Source organism: Actinocorallia populi (assembly GCF_002995495.1).
In the GTDB taxonomy this organism is placed as follows: Bacteria; Actinomycetota; Actinomycetes; order Streptosporangiales; family Streptosporangiaceae; genus Actinocorallia; species Actinocorallia populi.
Window position 1 is genome coordinate 1,114,615 of the sequence record NZ_PVZV01000001.1, and the last position, 18,536, is coordinate 1,133,150.

Annotated in this window: 22 protein-coding genes; 17 read left to right on the forward strand and 5 right to left on the reverse strand. The window is 71.3% G+C overall.

The genetic code is table 11. The annotated features are described in order from the left end of the window. The first annotated feature begins 4 nt into the window (after positions 1-4). The gene (gene folE, locus C2865_RS05445; RefSeq protein WP_106397129.1) at positions 5-589 is read left to right on the forward strand and encodes a GTP cyclohydrolase I FolE; all 585 of its coding nucleotides are present in this window, start codon (positions 5-7) and stop codon (positions 587-589) included. Between the two features lie 500 nt (positions 590-1,089). Here the strand turns inward: folE and C2865_RS05450 are convergent, their stop codons facing one another. Beyond that, positions 1,090-1,362, reverse strand: a complete 273-nt coding sequence (locus C2865_RS05450) for a WXG100 family type VII secretion target (RefSeq protein WP_106397130.1) — start codon at positions 1,360-1,362, stop codon at positions 1,090-1,092. 292 nt (positions 1,363-1,654) lie between these two features. On the opposite strand from C2865_RS05450, the gene C2865_RS05455 reads away from it, so the two are divergent. The 7 genes from C2865_RS05455 to C2865_RS05485 are packed head-to-tail and all read left to right on the forward strand — an operon-like array spanning position 1,655 to position 6,655. Continuing rightward, the gene (locus C2865_RS05455) at positions 1,655-3,406 is read left to right on the forward strand and encodes an alpha/beta hydrolase (protein WP_157963577.1); all 1,752 of its coding nucleotides are present in this window, start codon (positions 1,655-1,657) and stop codon (positions 3,404-3,406) included. A 22-nt stretch (positions 3,407-3,428) separates the two neighbouring features. Further along, on the forward strand, positions 3,429-3,992 hold the full coding sequence (locus C2865_RS39250) for a hypothetical protein (RefSeq protein WP_157963578.1): 564 nt from the start codon (positions 3,429-3,431) through the stop codon (positions 3,990-3,992). Between the two features lie 47 nt (positions 3,993-4,039). Next, positions 4,040-4,879 carry a dihydropteroate synthase gene (folP, locus tag C2865_RS05465; RefSeq protein ID WP_456297943.1) on the forward strand — a complete coding sequence of 280 codons (840 nt, stop codon included), beginning with the start codon at positions 4,040-4,042 and terminating at the stop codon, positions 4,877-4,879. After that, positions 4,872-5,300 carry a nuclear transport factor 2 family protein gene (locus C2865_RS05470; RefSeq protein ID WP_106397134.1) on the forward strand — a complete coding sequence of 143 codons (429 nt, stop codon included), beginning with the start codon at positions 4,872-4,874 and terminating at the stop codon, positions 5,298-5,300. Before folP ends, C2865_RS05470 begins: the two co-directional genes overlap by 8 nt. Then, the gene (folB, locus tag C2865_RS05475) at positions 5,284-5,646 is read left to right on the forward strand and encodes a dihydroneopterin aldolase (RefSeq protein ID WP_106397135.1); all 363 of its coding nucleotides are present in this window, start codon (positions 5,284-5,286) and stop codon (positions 5,644-5,646) included. The genes C2865_RS05470 and folB overlap by 17 nt, the downstream gene beginning before the upstream one ends. Beyond that, positions 5,643-6,188 (forward strand): 2-amino-4-hydroxy-6-hydroxymethyldihydropteridine diphosphokinase, encoded by a 546-nt coding sequence (gene folK, locus C2865_RS05480; RefSeq protein ID WP_232835372.1) that lies wholly within the window; start codon positions 5,643-5,645, stop codon positions 6,186-6,188. The genes folB and folK overlap by 4 nt, the downstream gene beginning before the upstream one ends. Next, positions 6,185-6,655, forward strand: coding sequence for a DUF3180 domain-containing protein (locus C2865_RS05485; RefSeq protein WP_106397136.1), 471 nt, complete (start codon positions 6,185-6,187; stop codon positions 6,653-6,655). The genes folK and C2865_RS05485 overlap by 4 nt, the downstream gene beginning before the upstream one ends. A 114-nt stretch (positions 6,656-6,769) precedes the next feature. Here C2865_RS05485 and C2865_RS05490 read toward each other — a convergent pair whose 3' ends face one another. Then, positions 6,770-7,924: an NADH-quinone oxidoreductase subunit D gene (locus C2865_RS05490; RefSeq protein ID WP_106397137.1), complete on the reverse strand. Its 1,155-nt coding sequence runs from the start codon at positions 7,922-7,924 to the stop codon at positions 6,770-6,772. A gap of 103 nt (positions 7,925-8,027) precedes the next feature. On the opposite strand from C2865_RS05490, the gene C2865_RS05495 reads away from it, so the two are divergent. Further along, complete coding sequence (locus tag C2865_RS05495) at positions 8,028-8,567, forward strand: PH domain-containing protein (protein ID WP_106397138.1); 540 nt, start codon at positions 8,028-8,030, stop codon at positions 8,565-8,567. Beyond that, on the forward strand, positions 8,564-9,916 hold the full coding sequence (locus tag C2865_RS05500) for a PH domain-containing protein (protein WP_232835373.1): 1,353 nt from the start codon (positions 8,564-8,566) through the stop codon (positions 9,914-9,916). The genes C2865_RS05495 and C2865_RS05500 overlap by 4 nt, the downstream gene beginning before the upstream one ends. A 57-nt stretch (positions 9,917-9,973) precedes the next feature. Here C2865_RS05500 and C2865_RS05505 read toward each other — a convergent pair whose 3' ends face one another. From C2865_RS05505 to C2865_RS05515, 3 genes are all read right to left on the reverse strand, one after another. Next, positions 9,974-10,285 (reverse strand): hypothetical protein, encoded by a 312-nt coding sequence (locus C2865_RS05505; RefSeq protein ID WP_106397139.1) that lies wholly within the window; start codon positions 10,283-10,285, stop codon positions 9,974-9,976. Between the two features lie 277 nt (positions 10,286-10,562). Then, on the reverse strand, positions 10,563-10,940 hold the full coding sequence (locus C2865_RS05510; protein ID WP_106397140.1) for a hypothetical protein: 378 nt from the start codon (positions 10,938-10,940) through the stop codon (positions 10,563-10,565). Positions 10,941-11,219: 279 nt separating this feature from the next. Then, positions 11,220-11,498 (reverse strand): hypothetical protein, encoded by a 279-nt coding sequence (locus C2865_RS05515; RefSeq protein WP_106397141.1) that lies wholly within the window; start codon positions 11,496-11,498, stop codon positions 11,220-11,222. Between the two features lie 236 nt (positions 11,499-11,734). On the opposite strand from C2865_RS05515, the gene C2865_RS05520 reads away from it, so the two are divergent. From C2865_RS05520 to C2865_RS05550, 7 genes are all read left to right on the forward strand, one after another. Beyond that, positions 11,735-12,742, forward strand: a complete 1,008-nt coding sequence (locus C2865_RS05520) for an SAM-dependent methyltransferase (protein ID WP_332873335.1) — start codon at positions 11,735-11,737, stop codon at positions 12,740-12,742. A 118-nt stretch (positions 12,743-12,860) separates the two neighbouring features. Next, positions 12,861-13,745 carry a Rossmann-like and DUF2520 domain-containing protein gene (locus C2865_RS05525; RefSeq protein ID WP_106397143.1) on the forward strand — a complete coding sequence of 295 codons (885 nt, stop codon included), beginning with the start codon at positions 12,861-12,863 and terminating at the stop codon, positions 13,743-13,745. 32 nt (positions 13,746-13,777) lie between these two features. Continuing rightward, positions 13,778-14,617, forward strand: coding sequence for a pantoate--beta-alanine ligase (gene panC / locus C2865_RS05530; RefSeq protein WP_106397144.1), 840 nt, complete (start codon positions 13,778-13,780; stop codon positions 14,615-14,617). Further along, the gene (gene panD, locus C2865_RS05535) at positions 14,617-15,030 is read left to right on the forward strand and encodes an aspartate 1-decarboxylase (protein ID WP_106397145.1); all 414 of its coding nucleotides are present in this window, start codon (positions 14,617-14,619) and stop codon (positions 15,028-15,030) included. Before panC ends, panD begins: the two co-directional genes overlap by 1 nt. A gap of 63 nt (positions 15,031-15,093) precedes the next feature. Next, positions 15,094-16,731, forward strand: coding sequence for an L-aspartate oxidase (locus tag C2865_RS05540; RefSeq protein ID WP_106397146.1), 1,638 nt, complete (start codon positions 15,094-15,096; stop codon positions 16,729-16,731). A gap of 97 nt (positions 16,732-16,828) precedes the next feature. Next, on the forward strand, positions 16,829-17,710 hold the full coding sequence (gene nadC / locus C2865_RS05545) for a carboxylating nicotinate-nucleotide diphosphorylase (protein WP_232835374.1): 882 nt from the start codon (positions 16,829-16,831) through the stop codon (positions 17,708-17,710). Beyond that, positions 17,710-18,498, forward strand: coding sequence for a type III pantothenate kinase (locus tag C2865_RS05550; RefSeq protein ID WP_106397148.1), 789 nt, complete (start codon positions 17,710-17,712; stop codon positions 18,496-18,498). The genes nadC and C2865_RS05550 overlap by 1 nt, the downstream gene beginning before the upstream one ends. The last annotated feature ends 38 nt before the right edge of the window (positions 18,499-18,536 follow it).

Below are 18,536 nucleotides of genomic sequence, written 5' to 3' on the forward strand. Positions count from 1 at the left end.
CGTTATGAGCGCTGCCCCGGAGTTCGATCACGCACGGATCGAGAAGGCCGTACGGGAGATCCTGTACGCCATCGGTGAGGATCCCGACCGTGACGGACTCCGGGACACCCCGGCCCGGGTCGCCCGCGCCTACGCCGAGCAGTTCGCGGGCCTGTCCATGGGTCCGGAGGACGTGCTGACCACGGTCTTCGAGGCCGACCACGACGAGATGGTCCTGGTCAGGGACATCGAGCTTTACTCGACCTGCGAGCACCACCTGGTGCCCTTCCACGGCGTCGCCCACGTCGGCTACACGCCCGGCGACAACGGCCGGATCACCGGCCTGTCCAAGCTGGCCCGCCTCGTCGACGTCTACGCCCGCCGCCCCCAGGTCCAGGAGCGCCTCACCAGCCAGGTCGCCGACGCGCTGATGGACCACCTCAAGCCCCGCGGCGTCATCGTCGTCATCGAGGCCGAACACCTCTGCATGACCATGCGCGGTGTCCGCAAGCCCGGCGCCAAGACCGTCACGTCCGCCGTCCGCGGCGACTTCCGCACCCACGCCGAGACCCGCAACGAGGCGATGAGCCTCATCCTCGGCCGCCACTGACCCCGGACGACCCCCACCCTCCCCACCGCTTCGGCCGAGCCGAGGCGGTTTTCCTTTCCCCGGGCCCGCCGCCGCCCCTGTCCGACTGTGGGACGCCCGCCGCCGCATCTGCCTGGCTCCGGGTCGTCCCGCCGCCTCCGCTGCTCTTCGCGGCCCAGCCGGGCCTCGGTTCGCCGGTTCCAGAAAGCGGCCAGACCCCATGTTCGTGGTGGCTCCGCGTCTGTGCCGAGGCGTGCAACGAGGTGGTGAGCCTCGTCCACGGTCTTCATTGAACAGGCTCGGTCTTCACCGGCCTCGACCGAAGCGGAGCGCCTTCGCCTTCAGGGGGCCGTTCTCGACGGGCCGGGCTCGGCTTCGGGGTGGTCGGGGGCACCTCGGGGGTGTGATGAGGGTGCTGTTCTGCGCGGGCGGGTGTCGGTCGCGCGGGTGGTCCGGTTCGGTGGGGTGGTGGGAACCGGGGCGGGGCGGAGGCAGGTCGTCCCGCCCCGGGGTCGAAGGCGTCAGCGGGTGGCGGCTTCGATGTTCTGCTGGGAGCGGCGGACGTCGGTGGCGCCTTCTTCGAGGGCGACGGCCATCTTGTCGAAGGCGCTCTTGGCCTCGGCCCAGGCGGCGCGGAAGCGGTCGGCGCCGGGGCCCCACCAGATCTCGGTGGAGCTGACGGTGCGGCCGTTGAGGTCCTTGATGAGGGCGTCGAGGTTCTTGGAGTGTCGGGAGAACAGGCGGGCGAGTTCTTCCATCTGGCCGATGTTGCCGCCTCTGCGGTCCGCACCCATGGGTCGTCCTCTCGCTGGGGAACGGTCACCTGCCACGGTAGGCGGCCGACGGCCTTCGCGCAGCGGGTTCCCGAGTTGTCGGGGATGGGAGGCGCGGAGGGCGTGACTCGGGCGAAAGAGATGACGGAAGCCGGTGTCACCGAACACAATGGCCTGGTCACTCTCGGTGAGTGAAGTGTTCGGGGCGCCGGAGGCGATCGACGATGCCGACGGGGCTCCGCCCGGCGGACGGCCGTCGCGGGCGGGGCGCCGACCGGGGCAGGCAAGCGGGACGGGCTTCGGGGAGCGCGGCGTGGTGGTGTCCGAGCGGGTGTGGTGGGCGGGACGGCGGGTCGAGGATCTGGCCGGAGCCGCGGGGAACGCCGGTGTACGGGCCTGGCGGCTGCTGGAAGGCGAGGTGCTGGTGGGGCCCGCGGCGGTGGCCCTGTTCGGGCGGGTCGCCGAGCGGCACGGCGAGGCGGGGCGGGCGTTCGTGGAGGCCGCCGGGCGGATCGAGGCGGCGGGGCGGCAGGCGACGCCGCCCGTGCCCGGGATCCACGTGAGGTTTCCCCGGGCGGGACGGGCGCCCCGGGGGGAACCGGGGATCGGGGCGGGAAGCCCCGAAGGGCTGAACGACCTGATGATCGAACTGGGCCGGATGGCGCGGCGCTGGCAGGACACCGGGCGGGAACTGCGCAGGACCCTGGAGGGGATCGGGGCGGGCGGCGGCCCGGGAATCCGGGTCGAGAGGCTCGGCACGGACCTGCTGGGGGAGATCCCGGACCTGCGGCGGCGGAGGGACCTCCTCGCCAAGGAGGAGCTCGGGCCCGAGCGGATCGGCCGGCTCGCGGCGGCGCTCTCGATGATGTGGGCGGTGAAGGCCGCCGACCCGAAGCTGTACGCCCGGCTCCTCCGGGCGGGGGTGGACCCGGCGGACATGCCGGGTTGCGGGGCCGCCGAGGTGCGGAAATGGTGGGAGCTCCTCGGCCGGGAGCAGCGGCGCCTGTACGTACTGGCCTTCCCGGCGCTGATCGGATGGGCGGACGGGGTGCCCGCCGCCGCCCGGGACAAGGCGAACCGGACGGTCCTCGAACGCCGCCTCGAACAACTGCGGGAAAGCCCCGCCGGCTCGCTGACGCCCTTCGAGGCCCGCGACCTGAGAAGGCTGGAGCGGCTCGCCGACAAACTCGCCTCGGTCGAGCGGGACACCGGTCAGAAGGCCTACCTCCTGGGCCTCTCCTCGACCCTCGCAGGCCCCTGGGACGGACCCGGCGAGAAGCCCCTCCTCCCCGACTCGATCCCCCGCCTCGTCACCGACCCCACCCCGGGCCCCGACGGCCGCGTCATCATCGCCATCGGCAACCCCGACAGATCCCGCCACACCGGAATCTACGTCCCCGGCACCACGGCCCAACTCGACAACATCGACGGCGACGTCGAACGGGTCGTAAATCTGTGGAAGCAGAGCCAGAACTACGTATTCAAGGACGCGGTCTCCACCGTGATGTGGCTGGGTTACGACGCGCCAGACGGCATCGTCGCCGATGCGACAAGAGATCAATACGCAGATGCAGGTGCTCCTAAACTGAGAGGCTTCGTCAACGGCATTCGCGCTGGTCAAGACGCGCCAAAAGCCCATGTGACCGTGATCGGGCATAGTTATGGTTCGGTGGTCGTGGGAGAGGCTGCCAAGAAACGCGATTTCGCTGCGGATGACATCGTCGTGGCGGGAAGTCCAGGAATGCATGTAGGAAAAGCTGCCGAGCTCGGTATCGGTGCCGAGCGCGTCTGGGCCCAAGCGGCGGAGGGGGACCCGGTGCCCAATGCGGGTCGCATGGGACACGGACGGCCGGACCCTGAAAAACGATGGGGGTTCGTGGGCAACCCCATGCCGTTGGTCCCGTCCGATGATCAGTTCGGGGGGCAGATCCTCGAGACGGACACCCAAGGTCACAGCGAATACTGGAACGAGGGAAGCAAGAGTCTGGACAACCAGGTCAAAGTCATGGTCCACACCCATGGGAACTCCACCCCGGCGGATGACCCGGTTTTGAAAGCCGAATGATCGTTAAGGCGGGGTCGAAATCATGACAAAGATGAAATGGTGCGGCTCTCTCATTGTTTCTTTGGTGGTCCTGTCCGGATGTTCGAGCGTGAAGCTGGGAGGTCTGATGGCAGAAGAAAAATATTCGATCGCGCACCCGAAGGATGTAGCGGCCAAGGTGGGTCGGTACGGGAAAGAAATCCTCGATGGGCTCGCCATTGAGGGGAAATTTAACAATCCCAACATTTCTCCGAGTCCGTGCGGAAGCGAGTACAACGCCAAGCGGGTACCGGGCCGCAACCTTGATCACGAAACTTGGTGGGTGGGCCACAGCCCCTATTCGGAAGCGTTGATCACCTACGTGGAGGTCCCGAGCGCGGCGGTGATCGGTGAGGCGCTGACCAGGCTGAAGGCGGCGCTGGAAGGCGCGGGCTGGCGGACCGTCGAGTTCGGTACGGGAAGTGCGACGAGCCAGGCGGTTCTGCGGATCGCGGCGCCGGAGGAGGGCTACGGGGCGGTTCTCCAGGGGATCACCACCGTTCCGGGCAGTCCGCGGATCGGAGTGAACGTGTCTTCGCCGTGTCTGCGGCATCCGGAGGCGGAGTGAGATCGGGCGGGAGCGGGGTTGTCGGGGGGAGGCCTTAGGCTGGTGGCATGAGCGTTTCCGGGCTGCCTGATCACGAGCGGTGCCTGGTCATGGGCGTGGTGAACATCACGCCGGACTCCTTCAGTGACGGAGGGGAGTGGTTTGATCAGGAGCGGGCCGTCAAGCACGGGCTGGAGTTGGCGCGGGACGGGGCCGACCTGATCGACGTGGGCGGTGAGTCGACGCGGCCGGGGGCGCAGCGGGTGTCGCTGGCCGAGGAGCTCAGGCGGGTCGTGCCGGTGATCGAGGCGCTGTCCCGCGAAGGGGTGCCGGTCAGCGTCGACACGATGCGGGCCGAGGTGGCCGAGGCCGCGGTGCGGGCGGGGGCGCTGCTGGTCAACGACGTCAGCGGCGGTCTCGCCGATCCGGACATGCCGCAGGTCGTGGCGCGGGCGCGGGTGCCGTACGTGGTGATGCACTGGCGCGGGCACAGCCACGACATGCAGAGCCGCGCGGTCTACCGGGACGTCGTCACCGAGGTGAGGGACGAGCTGCTGCACCGGGTCGAGGCGGTGGTCGCCCAGGGCGTCGACCCGTCGATGATCGTGCTGGACCCGGGGCTGGGGTTCGCCAAGCAGCCGGAGCACAACTGGGCGCTGCTGGCCCGCCTCGGCGAGCTCGGCACGCGGTTCCCGGTCCTGGTGGGCGCCTCGCGCAAACGTTTCCTCGGCAGGCTGCTGGCCGCCCCGGACGGCACGCCCCGCCCGTTCGCCGAATGCGACGACGCGACGCTCGCGGTCAGCACGCTGGCCGCCGCGGCGGGCGCCTGGTGCGTACGCGTGCACAATGTCCGGCCGAACGCAGACGCGGTGCGGGTGGCCGCGGCCATAGGCTCAGCGCGTGGATGACGCCGCAGCGGTAGAGGCCGCGAATGCCAAGTTCTACACCGCCTTCGAGACGGGCGACCTGGACCTCATGCACGAGGTCTGGGCCGACGGAGACTACGCCGAGGGCGTGACCTGCGTCCATCCGGGCTGGACGATGTTGCGCGGGCGCGGCGAGGTGCTGCGCTCCTGGGCGCTGATCATGGCGAACACCGCCTACATCCAGTTCGTGCTCACCGAGGTGCACACCGAGGTCAGGGGCGACTTCGCGATCCTCACGTGCGAGGAGAACATCCTCACGGCCGACAGGGACGAAGAAGGGTTCCTCGCGGGGGGAAGCGTCGTGACGACGAAGGTGTTCGTACGTGACGAAGGTCAGTGGAGGCTGTGGGTCCACCACGGCTCCCCGGTGCTGAACGGGACACAGGATGACGGATCGGATTGAGCTGCGCGGGCTGCGCGCCCGCGGTTTCCACGGTGTGCTGCCGGCCGAGCGGGAGCTCGGCCAGGAGTTCGTGGTCGACGCCGTCCTGGGTCTCGACCTGCGGCCCGCCGCGGCGAAGGACGACGTCGCGCTGACCGTCCACTACGGGGAGCTGGCCGACCGGCTGGTCGAGGTGGTGACCGGTGAGCCGGTCGACCTGATCGAGACGCTCGCCGAGCGGCTGGCCGGGGTGTGCCTGGCCGATCCGCGGGTGGAGACCGCCGAGGTGACCGTGCACAAGCCGGCCGCCCCCATCGAGCACCCGTTCACCGACGTCGCCGTCACGATCCTCAGGAGCCGCGCATGACAGACCGGAGCTTGACCGGCGGGCACATGCTGATCGAACACCGGGTGGTGCTGTCGCTGGGCAGCAACCTGGGAGACCGGTTGGAGAACCTGCAGGACGCGATCGACGCGCTGTTCGACGCGCCCGGCCTCACGTTCCTGGCGATCTCCCCGGTGTACGAGACCGCGCCGTGGGGCGGGGTCGAGCAGGACGACTTCCTCAACGTGGTCGTCGTCGCCGAGACCCTGCTGACGCCCGAGACGCTGCTGGAGCGCAGCCTGTCGATCGAGGAGTCGATGCGCCGGGAGCGGGTCGTCCGCTGGGGGCCGCGCACCCTCGACATCGACATCGTGCAGTTCGGCGGGATCGTCTCCGACGATCCCCGGCTGACGCTCCCGCATCCCCGCGCGCACGAACGGGCGTTCGTGCTGGTGCCGTGGGCGGGGGTCGAGCCCGACGCGGTGCTGACGGGCCACGGACCGGTCGCCGACCTGGCCGCCGCCGCGGCGGGGGACCAGGAGGTCACCCGCCGCGACGACCTGACCCTCCAGCCACCGGCGTGAGGGCGTCCCGGCCGTCCCTGCTGCTGGCGCTGGTGTTCGCGGCGGCGCTGGCGGTGTGGGCGCTGCTCAAAGGCGTGTACTCGCAGCTGCCGCCGCTGCCGTGGACGGCGGTGCCCACCCTGCTGCTGCTGGCGCTCGGCGAGGTCGTCACCGGCGTCAACATCCGCAACAAGATCCACCACAAGGCCGCCGCGGAGGACGCACGCCCCGTCGACCCGCTGAGCGTGGCGAACATGGCGGTGCTCGGCAAGGCCAGCGCGCACGCCGCGGCCGCCCTCACGGGTGTCTTCCTCGGTTTCGCCTTCCATGTCCTGCCGGACCTCGACCTCCCCACTCCCCGCCACGACTTCATCGTCAGCGCCGCCACCACCGCCTCGGCCCTCATCCTCACCGGCGCCGCGCTCTTCCTGGAGTGGTGCTGCCGCATCCCCAAGGACCCCGAAGAGGAGAAGAACGGCCGCCGCTGACCGCGGCCCGTCCCGCCTTCGAGACCGCCGGACGCGGCCCGGCCGATGAGCCGCGACTTCGGGAGCGGTCCCGCCGTCGAGGACGGCGGGACCGCTCCTCTTCCGGGTAGCGGGTTATTTGTCGATGTCGCCGACGACGAAGAACATGGAGCCGAGGATGGCGACCATGTCGGCGACGAGCTGTCCCTTCAACATCTCGGGAAGGACCTGGATGTTGTTGTAGCTGGCGCTGCGGAGTTTGAGGCGCCAGGGGGTCTTCTCGCCGCGGGAGACCAGGTAGTAGCCGTTGATGCCCAGGGGGTTCTCGGTCCAGGCGTAGGTGTGGCCGACGGGGATCTTGAGGATCTTGGGGAGCCGCTGGTTGATCGGCCCCGGCGGCAGGGCGGCGAGGCGCTCCAGGCAGGCGTCGGCGAGGTCGAGGGAGGCCAGGACCTGGTCGTGGAGGCATTCGAAGCGGGCCAGGCAGTCGCCCTCGGTGCGGGTGACGACGGGGACGTCGAGTTCGCCGTAGGCCAGGTAGGGCTCGTCGCGGCGCAGGTCGAAGTCGACGCCGGAGGCGCGGGCGATGGGGCCGCTGACCCCGTACTGCAGGATCTGCTCGCGGGTGAGGACGCCGACGCCGCGGGTGCGGGCGCGGAAGATCTCGTTGCCCAGGATGATGTCCGTGATGTCGGGCATCCGGGAGCGGACGAGCGCGACGGCCTGGCGGGTGCGCTCCAGCCAGCCGAAAGGCAGGTCCTCCTTGAGGCCGCCGACCCGGTTGAACATGTAGTGCATCCGGCCGCCGGAGACCTCCTCCAGCACCCGCTGCAGCTCCTCGCGTTCTCGGAAGGCGTAGAACATCGGAGTGATCGCCCCCACCTCGAGCGGGTAGGAGCCGAGGAACATGAGATGGTTCAGCACCCGGTTGAGCTCGGCGAGCAGGGTGCGCGCCCAGACGGCGCGCACCGGCACCTCCATGCCGAGCACCCGTTCGGCGGCCAGCACCACGCCGAGCTCGTTGGAGAACGCCGACAACCAGTCGTGCCGGTTGGCCAGCACCACGATCTGCCGCAGGTCGCGCACCTCGAAGAGTTTCTCCGCGCCCCGGTGCATGTATCCGACGATCGGTTCGGCCGAGTCGATGAGCTCGCCGTCGAGGGTGAGGCGCAGCCGCAGGACGCCGTGGGTGGAGGGGTGCTGCGGCCCGATGTTGAGGATCATGTCCTCGGTCGCGAGTTCCCGTGCCCCCGCCCCGATCCCGACAGTGCGTGTCTCCATGACGGCCATCGTCGCAGACTCCGCCGGCCGCCACGCGGCCGTGTCGCCCGCCACCGGTACGGGTGGTGGCTTTGATGTTAAAAAGAGGGCGTTTCCTGTTGACTGGGACACGATGAACGAGCAGCCGCAGATCCTGCCTCCGCAGCCCTACCGCCAGCGCACCCGGGAGGAGGCGTTCGCGCCGCCCGAAGGAGCCCGCTGGTGGCGGATCTCCTCGCGCCACAAGTGGTACCGCCGGACGGTCGCGCTGGTCGTCGCGCTGCTCGCCGGGCCGATCGGCGCGTTCGTGGTCGCCCGGACGGGAGGGACGCCGGGCGCGATCGTCTGGGGCGCGGCGACGGTGCTGGCGTTCGTCCTGGCCTGGCTGGTGGCCGAGCAGGACTACCAGGCCTGGGGCTTCCTGGAACGCGGCGACGACCTCGTGATCACCTCGGGGGTCTTCCAGCGCCGGATCGTCATCGTCCCCTACGCGCGGATGCAGTTCGTGGACGTGACGTCGGGCCCGCTGGAGCAGGTGTTCGGGCTGGCGACGGTGCGGCTGCACACCGCGGCGGCGACGACGGACGCCGCGATCCCCGGGCTGCCGGTCGCGGTCGCCGACCAGCTGCGGGACAGGTTGGCGGCCAGGGGCGACGAGGGGGCCGGCCTGTGAACCCCCACCCTTATCCGCCGCGGCAGCCGTACCGGCCGGGCTGGGCGCCGCCTCCGCGGCCGTCGATGGAGGTGCACCGCCTGCACTGGGCGACCGCTCCGCTGCGTTCGCTGAACATCGTGGTCGTCTATTTCGTCCTGATCGGCATGTGGCTGCTGCTGGACCCGGACGACTGGTTCACGCTGGACCCGGCACGGATCCTGCTGTTCCTGCTGGTCACCTTCCCGGTCGCGCTGGTGGCGGGCGCGGTGGGGGTGTGGACGTGGTGGGCGGTGCGGTTCTGGATCGACGGCGACGACCTGGTGGTCGACACAGGGGTGGTGCGCAGCCGGATCCGCCGCATCCCGTTGTCGCGGATGCAGGGCGTCGACGTGGTCAGCCCGCTGCTGGGCAGGCTGCTCGGGCTGGCGGAGGTGCGGCTGGAGCTGGCCGGGGGCAGTTCCGCCGAGATCACGTTGCGGTATCTGGGCAGGCGGCGGGCGCAGGAGCTGCGGGCCGAGCTGGTGGCGCTGGCCGCGGGGCTGCCCGGGCACACCCCGGAGGCTCCGGAACGGCCGTTCTGCCGGGTGGGGTTCGGGGCGCTGTTCCTCTCGCTGGTGTTGCGGGTCCCGGTGCTGCTGGCCTTCGCGCTGTTCGTCGCGCTGGTCGTCTTCGGGATCGTCACCGGGGAGCTGGCGGTGCTGGGCGTGGCCATCCCGATCCTGCTGGGCCTGTGCCGCGAGGTGGCCGCGCCCCTGGTGATGTACGCGCGGTTCCGCTCGTCGATCGCGCCGGACGGCATCCGGTTGCGGTTCGGCCTGCTGGAGAGCCGGCTGCAGACGGTGCCGCCGGGCCGGATCCAGGCGCTGCGGGTGGTGGAGCCGTGGATGTGGCGGCAGTTCGGCTGGGCCCGGGTGGAGATGACGGTCGCCGGTTACGGCGGGGAGCGCCAGGCCCTCTCGTCCACCCTGCTGCCGGTGGGGCCGAGGGAGGCGGCCTTCGCGATGGTCTCCGAGATCTTCCCCGGGGCCCCGGTCGAGGGCGTGGCGCTGACGGCGGCGCGGTCGCGGTGGCGGAGCGCGGACGCGGCGGGCATCTCCCGTGAGGTCTTCGTGTCCCGGCGGGGCAGGTTCTGCCGGACCTGGGACGTGGTGGACTTCGCCCGCGCGCAGTCCGTGCGGCTGACCGCCTCGCCGGTCCAGCGGCTGCTGGGGCTCGGCACCGTTCAGGTCGACGTGCCGCCGGGGCCGGTCCAGGTGGCCGCGGTGGACTGGGAGCTGGCGCAGGCCAGGGGCCTGGCGGACGAGACGGTGGCGCGGACCGGGCCGGCCAGGGCCAGGTCCGGTTCGCTGGAACGCTGGGCCGGATGAGGGGATGAAAAAGGGCCGGGGCCCCCCAAGGGGACCCCGGCCGGAACGACCGCTTGATCAGTGGCCGTACAGGTGGTGCTTGCTCTTCTCGACCTCGATGGAGTCCTCGTTCTGGCTCTCCTCGCAGGACGCGGTGGTCGGGCTGACGACCGGGATCAGCTCGATCGGGATCACGTTGGACCCGCAGATGTTGATCGAGAGCAGGTTGTTCAGCACGCCGTTGCCGTCGACGCTGGTGGGACTGACGACGTCCGGCCCGCCGAAGTGCGGGTGCGGCTGCGGGCCGGCGAGAGCCGGGCCGGCGGTGGCCAGGACACCGGCCGTGGCCAGAGCGAGCGCACCGGCTGCGGCGAACTTCTTGAGCGTCATTTAGGGGATCCTCCCTGTACTTGTTGATGCCGGAGCACCTGCGCAGCAACCCCGGCCATACGTAGAGTAGTTATTCAGCTACTCCGGGGTAGTGCGACCCCTAGTGATGGAGAGTTACCCGACCTCTATCCAAGCGTGACCATTCGATGACTTTAGGTAGTCGACTTGTCGGTGTGTGGTGGAAGACCAGGGGGAATGTCGGCGCAGCCGGTTTATCGAGTTATGTGGGAGAAGGCCGGGACTCCCAAGGAGTCCCGGCCTGATGCCGTGGAACGGATCAGTGGCCGTGCTTGTGGCCGTGGTGCTTGTGGTCGTCGTGCTTGTAGTCGTGCTTGTAGCCGTGGTGGTGGTGGTAGTAGCCGTGGTGGTGGTGCTTGCGCTTCTCGACCTCGATGGAGTCCTCGTTCTGGCTCTCCTCGCAGGAGGCCACGGTCGGGCTGACGACCGGGATGATCTCGATCGGGATCACGTTGGTGCCGCAGATGTCCAGCGAGATCAGGTTGTTGAGCAGGCCGTTGTCATCGACGCTGGTCGGGGCGATGACATCGGGGCCACCGAAGTGCGGGTGCGGCTGCGGGCCGGCGAGAGCCGGGCCGGCGACACCCATGACGCCGAGGGCGAGCGCACTGGCCACGGCGAACTTCTTGAACGTCATTAGGGGATCCTCCCTGTGTGTTGGCGGTACCGGAGCGCCTGCGCGGCGCCCCCGATCATTCGGGTGGTCGTCCGGCTGTCCGCCGATGGTGCGAGATTGGGTGACGGACGGCTGTTCACTGCCGTCCGGTAACAGGACGGGCGGATCACCTCGGTGATCGACCCGACCAGGCATGCTGGAGAACCGGGGTCGGTGCCGGTACCGCCGATGTGTCGGCCGTACCGGGGAGGCGGCCGGGGCTCTGGACGAGACCCCGGCCGGGGACGTCACCGGACCTGATCAGTCCTCGACCTCGATGTTGTCGTCGTTCTGGCTGTCCTCGCAGGTCGCGATGGTCGGGCTGAGCACCGGGATGACCTCGATCGGCACCACGTTGGTGCCGCAGATGTTCAGCGAGATCAGGTTGTTGGCGATGCCGTTGCCGTCGACGCTGGTCGGGGCGATGACATCCGGGCCGCCGAAGTGCGGATGCGGGTGCGGGCCGGCGAGAGCCGGGCCGGCGACACCCATGACGCCGAGGGCGAGCGCACCGGCCGCGGCGAACTTCTTGAGCGTCATTTAGGGGATCCTCCCTGTACTTGTTGATGCCGGAGCACCTGCGCAGCAACCCCGGCCATACGTAGAGTAGTTATTCAGCTACTCACGGGTAGCGCGACCCCTGTCGGCGGAGGGTTGCTTTACCTGTGCCCAAGTGTGACGGGTACATTACTTTAAGTAGTTATTTCGTCCGTGTGTACTGGTGGTTGAGCTGAATGTCGGCACCGCCGGGTTGCTGGGCATGCGACCCTGGTGCAGTGATCACCTGGCGCGCGGCGATGGAGCGGGCCCTGTACGGGCCCGACGGGTTCTACCGGCGGGAACATCCTGAGGCCCACTTCCGGACCTCGGTGCACGCCTCGCCGTTGTTCGCCCGAGCCTTGGCCGGTCTGCTGGAGGAAGTTGACGCCCGGCTCGGCCGCCCGGACCGGCTCGACGTGGTGGACATGGGCGCCGGCTGCGGCGCGCTGCTCACCGGCATCAGGGAGGCGGTACCGCCGGACGTGGCGCGGCGGCTGCGCGCGGTGGCCGTCGAGGTCGAGCCCAGGGGCGGCCGCGAGGGCGTCGTGTGGGCCACCGAGCCGCCGGAGGGGATCACCGGGCTCGTCGTCGCCAACGAGTGGCTCGACAACGTGCCGCTGGACATCGTGGAGTACACCCCCGACGGGCCCCGCCTGATGCTCGTGGACGCCGAGGGACACGAACGGCCGGGGCCCGCCCCCGCGGAACCCGACCTCGCCTGGCTGGAGCGCTGGTGGCCGGACCGCACGGGCAGGGCGGAGATCGGGCGCAGCCGGGACGAGGCCTGGTCGTGGCTCGTGGGGCGGCTGGACGCCGGGGTGGCCGTCGCCGTCGATTACTCCCACGACGTGGAGACCCGGCGGCCCACGCTGGCCGGCTACCGGTACGGCATGGCCGTCTGGCCCGTCCCGGACGGCTCCTGCGACGTCACAGCGCACGTCGCGCTGGACTCCTGCGCCGTGCCGGGACTGGAGACGGTGCTCACCACCCAGCGGGAGGCCCTGCGCGTCCTGGGTGTGGACGGGCGGAGGCCGCCCAGGGAACTGGCCTTCAGCGACCCGCGCGGCTACGTGACCGCGCTCTCGCGGGCCGGGGAGGCCGCCGAGCTCACCGATCCGGGAGGCCTGGGCGGATTCGGCTGGCTGATGCAGGCCAAGGGGCCGGTGAGCCTGGAGCGTTTCGAAGGCGGGGGCGGCGCTCCTCGGGATCCCGGCCCGTCCCGTGACACCCTCGAAGGGTCATGACCGCCGGGGCTGCGATGCGAAGGCCCTGAGTCGGGGGAGGGCGTCAGACGGGGCGCTCCCCGGCTTGGGTAACCTTGGCTCGCACCGTCCGGTACCCCTTTCGAGGACTGGAACGTTCATGGATCTGCCTACCCAGCGGCCCGGCAGGCTGAAGGTCGGCGTCGTCGGCGCCGGCCGCGTCGGCGCCGTGCTGGCCGCCGCGCTCGCGCGCGCCGGCCACCGCGTCGTCGCCGCCTCCGCCGTCGCCTCGCGCCCCCGCGCCGAGGAACTGCTGCCCGGCGTGCCGTTCCTGGCGCCCCAGGAGGTGGTGGCCGCCGCCGACCTCGTCCTGCTGACCGTCCCCGACGACGCGCTCGCCGGGCTCGCCGAGGGCCTGGTCGGCGCGGGTGCCCCGGTCCAGGGGCGGATCTTCGCCCACGCCAGCGGCCGGCACGGCGCCGCGGTGCTGGCCCCGCTCACCCGGGAGGGCGGCCTGCCGCTGGCGCTGCACCCGGTGATGACCTTCACCGGCCGCACCGACGATCTGGAGCGGCTCGCCGGTGTCTCCTTCGGGGTGACCGCGCCGGGGCCGCTGCGCCCGGTGGCCGAGGCGCTGGTGGTGGAGATGGGCGCCGAGCCCGTCTGGATCGCCGAGGAGCAGCGCACGACGTACCACGCGGCGCTGGCCCTGGGCGCCAACCACCTGGTCACCCTGGTGGTGGAGGCCTCCGGGCTGCTGAGCGCCGCCGGGGTCGCCGAGCCGGGCCGGATGCTCGGGCCGCTGCTGGGCGCGGCCCTGGACAACGCGCTGCGGCTGGGCGGCCAGGGGCTGACCGGCCCGGTGGCGCGGGGCGACGCCGGCACCGTCTCGGACCACCTGGCCGCGTTGAAGAAGGTCGAACCCGACGCGGTGCCGGGCTACCTGGCGCTGGCCCGGCGCACCGCCGACCTGGCCCTGGACTCCGGCCTCCTCAAGCCCGAGGACGCCGAACGGCTGCTGGGCGTGCTGGCCGACTCCCGGTGAGCCCGCCTTCTTCCCGAGCAGGAAGGACCTCGATGATCGTTCACTCTCTCGCCGACCTGGCGCGGGCCCGCGGGGCGCTGCCGGGCACCGTCGCGTTCGTCCCGACGATGGGGGCGCTGCACGACGGGCACCGGGAGCTGATCCGGCGGGCGCGCGAGGCCGCCGACCACGTCGTGGTCAGCGTCTTCGTCAACCCGCTGCAGTTCGGCGAGCAGGCGGACCTGGAGCGCTACCCCCGGACGCTGGAGGCCGACGCGGCGGTCTGCGACGCCGAGGGCGTGGCGGTCGTGTTCGCGCCGTCCGTCGAGGACGTCTACCCCCGGCCGCTCGAGGTCTCGGTGAGCACCGGCCGGATGGGCCGGGTCGTGGAGGGGGCGGCCCGGCCCGGCCACTTCGACGGGATGGCCACGGTGGTGGCCAAGCTCTTCGGAATGGTCCGTCCGGACAGCGCGTTCTTCGGGCAGAAGGACGCCCAGCAGCTCGCGGTGATCCGCCGGCTCGTCGAGGACCTCAACCTCGGCGTGCAGGTCGTCGCGGTGCCGACCGTCCGGGAGCCGGACGGCCTGGCGCTCTCCAGCCGCAACCGCTTCCTGTCGGAGGCCGAGCGGCGCACCGCGCTCGCGTTGTCGCGAGCCCTGTTCGCGGGACGCGACGCCGTGCCGGACGGCGTCGCGGCCGTCCTGGCGGCGGCGCAGCCCGTGCTGGACGAGGCGGCCAAGGCCGATCCTCCGCTGTGCCAGGACTACCTCGTCCTGGCCGATCCGGCGACCTTCGATCCCGTCGAACCCGGGCACCGCGGCCCGGCCGTCCTGGCCGTCGCGGCACGCGTCGGCGCCACCCGTCTGATCGACAACCTCCCCCTGGAGTTCTGATGTTCCGGACCATGTTCAAGTCCAAGATCCACCGTGCCACCGTCACCCAGGCGGACCTGCACTACGTCGGTTCGGTCACCATCGACGCCGACCTGATGGAGGCGGCCGACCTGCTGCCCGGCGAGCAGGTCCACATCGTGGACATCACCAACGGCGCGCGGCTGGAGACCTACGTCATCGAGGGCCCGCGCGGCACCGGGGTGATCGGGATCAACGGCGCCGCCGCGCACCTGGTGCACCCGGGCGACCTGGTGATCGTCATCAGCTACGCCGCGATGTCCGACGCCGACGCGCGCTCCTTCCACCCGTCGGTGGTGCACGTGGACGCGGACAACCGGATCGTCCTGCTCGGCGACGACCCGGCCGAGCCGGTGCCGGGCACCGACACCCGCCGCCCGGACCTCGTGCACTGACCCCGGGGAATAGCCCTCCCCGGATTAGTGTCATACTGACGAAAACCCCCCGAGGAGGGCGTCATGATCGAGGAGCTGGCCGCAGGGGCGCCCGGCTGGACCGCGCACACCGACACGGTCGTGATCGGCTCGGGCATCGCCGGGCTGGTGGCGGCCATGCGCGCGACGCGGCACGGCCGGGTGCTGCTGGTCACCAAGGCGCTGCTGGACGCCGGGTCCACCCGCTGGGCGCAGGGCGGCATCGCCGCGGCGCTCGCGCCCGAGGACACCCCCGAGGAGCACCTGGCCGACACCCTCACCGCCGGGGTGGGCCTGTGCGACACCGAGGCCGTGCGCACCCTGGTCACCGAGGGCCCGGACGCGGTGCGCCGGCTCATCGCCCTCGGCGCCCACTTCGACCTCGCCGCCGACGGCACGGTCTCGCTCACCCGCGAGGGCGGCCACCACCGGCGGCGCATCGCCCACGCCGGGGGAGACGCCACCGGCGCCGAGATCAGCCGGGCGCTGCTGGCCGCGCTCAAGCAGGCCGAGGGCGTCGAGGTCATCGAGCACGCCCTGGTGCTCGACCTGATCACCGAGGGCGGGCGCGCCGCCGGGGCCACCCTGCACGTCATGGGGGAGGGCAGCCGGGACGGGGTCGGCGCGGTGCGGGCGCGCTCGGTCGTGCTGGCCACCGGCGGGCTCGGCCAGGTCTTCTCCGCCACCACCAACCCGGTGGTCTCCACCGGCGACGGGGTGGCGCTGGCGCTGCGCGCCGGAGCCGAGGTCGCCGACCTGGAGTTCGTGCAGTTCCACCCCACGGTGATGTGTCTGGGGGAGGGCGCCACCGGCCAGCAGCCGCTGATCTCCGAGGCGGTCAGGGGCGAGGGCGCGCACCTGGTCGACGCCTCGGGCGCGCGCTTCATGCTCGGCCGGCACGAACTCGCCGAGCTCGCGCCCCGCGACGTCGTCGCCAAGGGCATCATGAACCGCATGCGCGAGACGGGCGAGCCGCACATGCTGCTCGACGGGCGCCACCTGGGCGCCCGCTTCTGGGAGTCGCGCTTCCCCACGATCCTGGCCAGCTGCCGGGAGCACGGCATCGACCCGGTGGTCCAGCCGGTCCCCGTCGTCCCGGCCGCCCACTACGCCAGCGGGGGCGTGCGCACCGACGGGTACGGGCGCACGTCCATCCCCGGCCTGTACGCCTGCGGCGAGGTCGCCTGCACGGGCGTCCACGGCGCGAACAGGCTGGCCTCCAACTCGCTTCTGGAGGGTTTGGTCTTCGCCGAGCGCATCGGCGAGGCGCTGGCCGAGGAGCAGCCCGTGTCCGGGACGCGCGTGCCGCCGCCCCCGCGCCGCAGGGGCCTGCTCGACCCCTCCGTCCGCGGCGGGGTCCAGCGCGTCATGAGCGCCCACTGCGGGGTCCTGCGCTCGGCGGAGGGACTGGCCGAGGCGCGCCGCCTGCTGGCGGAGCTGGGCGGGCGCGGCTGCGACGACCCGTGCGTGGAGGCGTGGGAGGCCACCAACCTGCACACCGTGGCGACGGCGATCGTGGCGGCGGCCGAGCGCCGCGGGGAGACCCGGGGCAGCCACTGGCGCGAGGACTTCCCCGACCGCGACGACGACCGCTGGCTGGGACGGCTGAGCGGGCGGCTGGCGGAAGGGGGGTTCCGGCTGGAGTTCACCCCCGAGCGCTCCCACCGGACCACCGCGGCCTGAGCGGTACCGGGCCCCGCGGGCCCGATCAGGCACCACCCCGTCAGCACGGCCGCCGTGCCGCGCGAGTGAGCAAGTGAGTGAGGAACCGATGACGCCGATGACGCCTGAGCTGGCACAGCGGCTGCGGGACCAGGGGCTCGATCCCCGGGCCGTGGAGGGCATCGTCAGGGCGGCGCTGGCCGAGGACGGCGAGACCGACGTCACCAGCGAGCCCATCTTCGACCCCGAGCAGGTCTCCACCGCGGACTTCACGGCCAGGGCCGAGGGCGTCGTGGCAGGTCTGGTGGTCGCCGAAGTGGTCTTCGAGGTCCTGATGGACGGCGAGGCCGGACTGGAGCAGCACTTCCTGGACGGCGACCGCATCGCCAGGGGCGACGTGCTGCTGACGGCCACGGCCCCGACGGTCAAGCTGCTGCGGGCCGAACGCGTCGCCCTCAACTTCATGACGCACCTGTCGGGCATCGCCTCCCAGACGGCGCGGTGGGTGGAGGCGATCGAGGGGACCGGCGCCCGCGTGCGCGACAGCCGCAAGACGCTCCCCGGCCTGCGCGGGCTGCAGAAGTGGGCGGTGCGGTGCGGGGGCGGCGTCAACCACCGCATGTCCCTGCAGGACGCCGCGCTGGTCAAGGACAACCACGTCGCCGCGGCGGGCGGCGTCACGGCCGCGTACAAGGCCATCCGTACGCGTTATCCCGAGCTGCACATCCAGGTCGAGGTGGACACCCTGGAACAGCTGGAAGAGGCATTGACGGCCGGAGCCACCGACATTCTGCTGGACAATATGTCGGACATGACGATGGCCGAGGCCGTCCGGCTCACGGCCGGGCGCGCCACGCTGGAAGCATCGGGCGGGCTGAGTTTGGACAGGGCCCGGGATGCCGCCGCCACGGGGGTGGACTACCTTGCGGTGGGTGGCCTCACGCATTCCGCGGCGGCCCTCGACATCGGCCTTGACTTCCGTACCGCAGCGGGGACCTGATGCTTCTCACGATAGACGTCGGCAACACCAACACCGTCCTGGGGCTGTTCGAGGGCGAAGAGGTCATCGAGCACTGGCGGATCAACACCGATCCGCGCCGGACCGCGGACGAGATCGCCGTCGTCCTGCAGGGGCTGATCCAGCAGAGCCCGCTGCTGGTCGAGACCGACATCAGCGGCATCGCCCTGTGCTCCACGGTGCCGTCGGTCCTGCACGAGATGCGGGAGATGTGCCGCCGCTACTACGGCGACGTCCCCGCGGTCATCGTGGAGCCCGGCGTGAAGACCGGGGTGCCGGTGCGCATGGACAACCCCAAGGAGGTCGGGTCCGACCGGATCGTCAACTCCCTGGCCGCCATCCACATGCACGGCGGCCCGGCGATCGTGGTGGACTTCGGCACCGCCACGACCTTCGACTGCATCTCGGCCCGCGGCGAGTACGTCGGCGGCGCCATCGCGCCCGGCATAGAGATCTCCATAGACGCCCTGTCGGTGCGCGGCGCCCAGCTGCACAAGATCGAGCTGGTGCGGCCGCGGAACGTCATCGCCAAGAACACCGTCGAGGCGCTGCAGTCGGGCATCATCTTCGGTTTCGCCGGCCAGGTCGACGGGCTGGTCGACCGGATGGCCGAGGAGCTGTCGGACAACCCCGACGAGGTGAAGGTCGTGGCGACCGGCGGTCTGGCGCCGCTGGTGCTGGAGGAGGCGCGCAGCATCGACGCCTTCGAGCCCTGGCTCACCCTGCACGGTCTGCGGCTCATCTACGAGCGCAACGTCGGCGGGTCCTGAGATACGCGTTCGCACCGGTTTTCCGGGGTCGATAGCCT

What these genes read in the sequence shown, in the direction of transcription:
- folE (WP_106397129.1), top strand. Translation starts at nt 5, where the DNA reads ATGAGCGCTGCCCCGGAGTTCGATCACGCACGGATCGAGAAGGCCGTA.
- C2865_RS05450 (WP_106397130.1), bottom strand. Translation starts at nt 1,362, where the DNA reads ATGGGTGCGGACCGCAGAGGCGGCAACATCGGCCAGATGGAAGAACTC.
- C2865_RS39250 (WP_157963578.1), top strand. Translation starts at nt 3,429, where the DNA reads ATGACAAAGATGAAATGGTGCGGCTCTCTCATTGTTTCTTTGGTGGTC.
- folP (WP_456297943.1), top strand. Translation starts at nt 4,040, where the DNA reads ATGAGCGTTTCCGGGCTGCCTGATCACGAGCGGTGCCTGGTCATGGGC.
- folB (WP_106397135.1), top strand. Translation starts at nt 5,284, where the DNA reads ATGACGGATCGGATTGAGCTGCGCGGGCTGCGCGCCCGCGGTTTCCAC.
- folK (WP_232835372.1), top strand. Translation starts at nt 5,643, where the DNA reads ATGACAGACCGGAGCTTGACCGGCGGGCACATGCTGATCGAACACCGG.
- C2865_RS05490 (WP_106397137.1), bottom strand. Translation starts at nt 7,924, where the DNA reads ATGGCCGTCATGGAGACACGCACTGTCGGGATCGGGGCGGGGGCACGG.
- C2865_RS05495 (WP_106397138.1), top strand. Translation starts at nt 8,028, where the DNA reads ATGAACGAGCAGCCGCAGATCCTGCCTCCGCAGCCCTACCGCCAGCGC.
- C2865_RS05505 (WP_106397139.1), bottom strand. Translation starts at nt 10,285, where the DNA reads ATGACGCTCAAGAAGTTCGCCGCAGCCGGTGCGCTCGCTCTGGCCACG.
- C2865_RS05510 (WP_106397140.1), bottom strand. Translation starts at nt 10,940, where the DNA reads ATGACGTTCAAGAAGTTCGCCGTGGCCAGTGCGCTCGCCCTCGGCGTC.
- C2865_RS05515 (WP_106397141.1), bottom strand. Translation starts at nt 11,498, where the DNA reads ATGACGCTCAAGAAGTTCGCCGCGGCCGGTGCGCTCGCCCTCGGCGTC.
- C2865_RS05525 (WP_106397143.1), top strand. Translation starts at nt 12,861, where the DNA reads ATGGATCTGCCTACCCAGCGGCCCGGCAGGCTGAAGGTCGGCGTCGTC.
- panC (WP_106397144.1), top strand. Translation starts at nt 13,778, where the DNA reads ATGATCGTTCACTCTCTCGCCGACCTGGCGCGGGCCCGCGGGGCGCTG.
- panD (WP_106397145.1), top strand. Translation starts at nt 14,617, where the DNA reads ATGTTCCGGACCATGTTCAAGTCCAAGATCCACCGTGCCACCGTCACC.
- C2865_RS05540 (WP_106397146.1), top strand. Translation starts at nt 15,094, where the DNA reads ATGATCGAGGAGCTGGCCGCAGGGGCGCCCGGCTGGACCGCGCACACC.
- nadC (WP_232835374.1), top strand. Translation starts at nt 16,829, where the DNA reads ATGACGCCTGAGCTGGCACAGCGGCTGCGGGACCAGGGGCTCGATCCC.
- C2865_RS05550 (WP_106397148.1), top strand. Translation starts at nt 17,710, where the DNA reads ATGCTTCTCACGATAGACGTCGGCAACACCAACACCGTCCTGGGGCTG.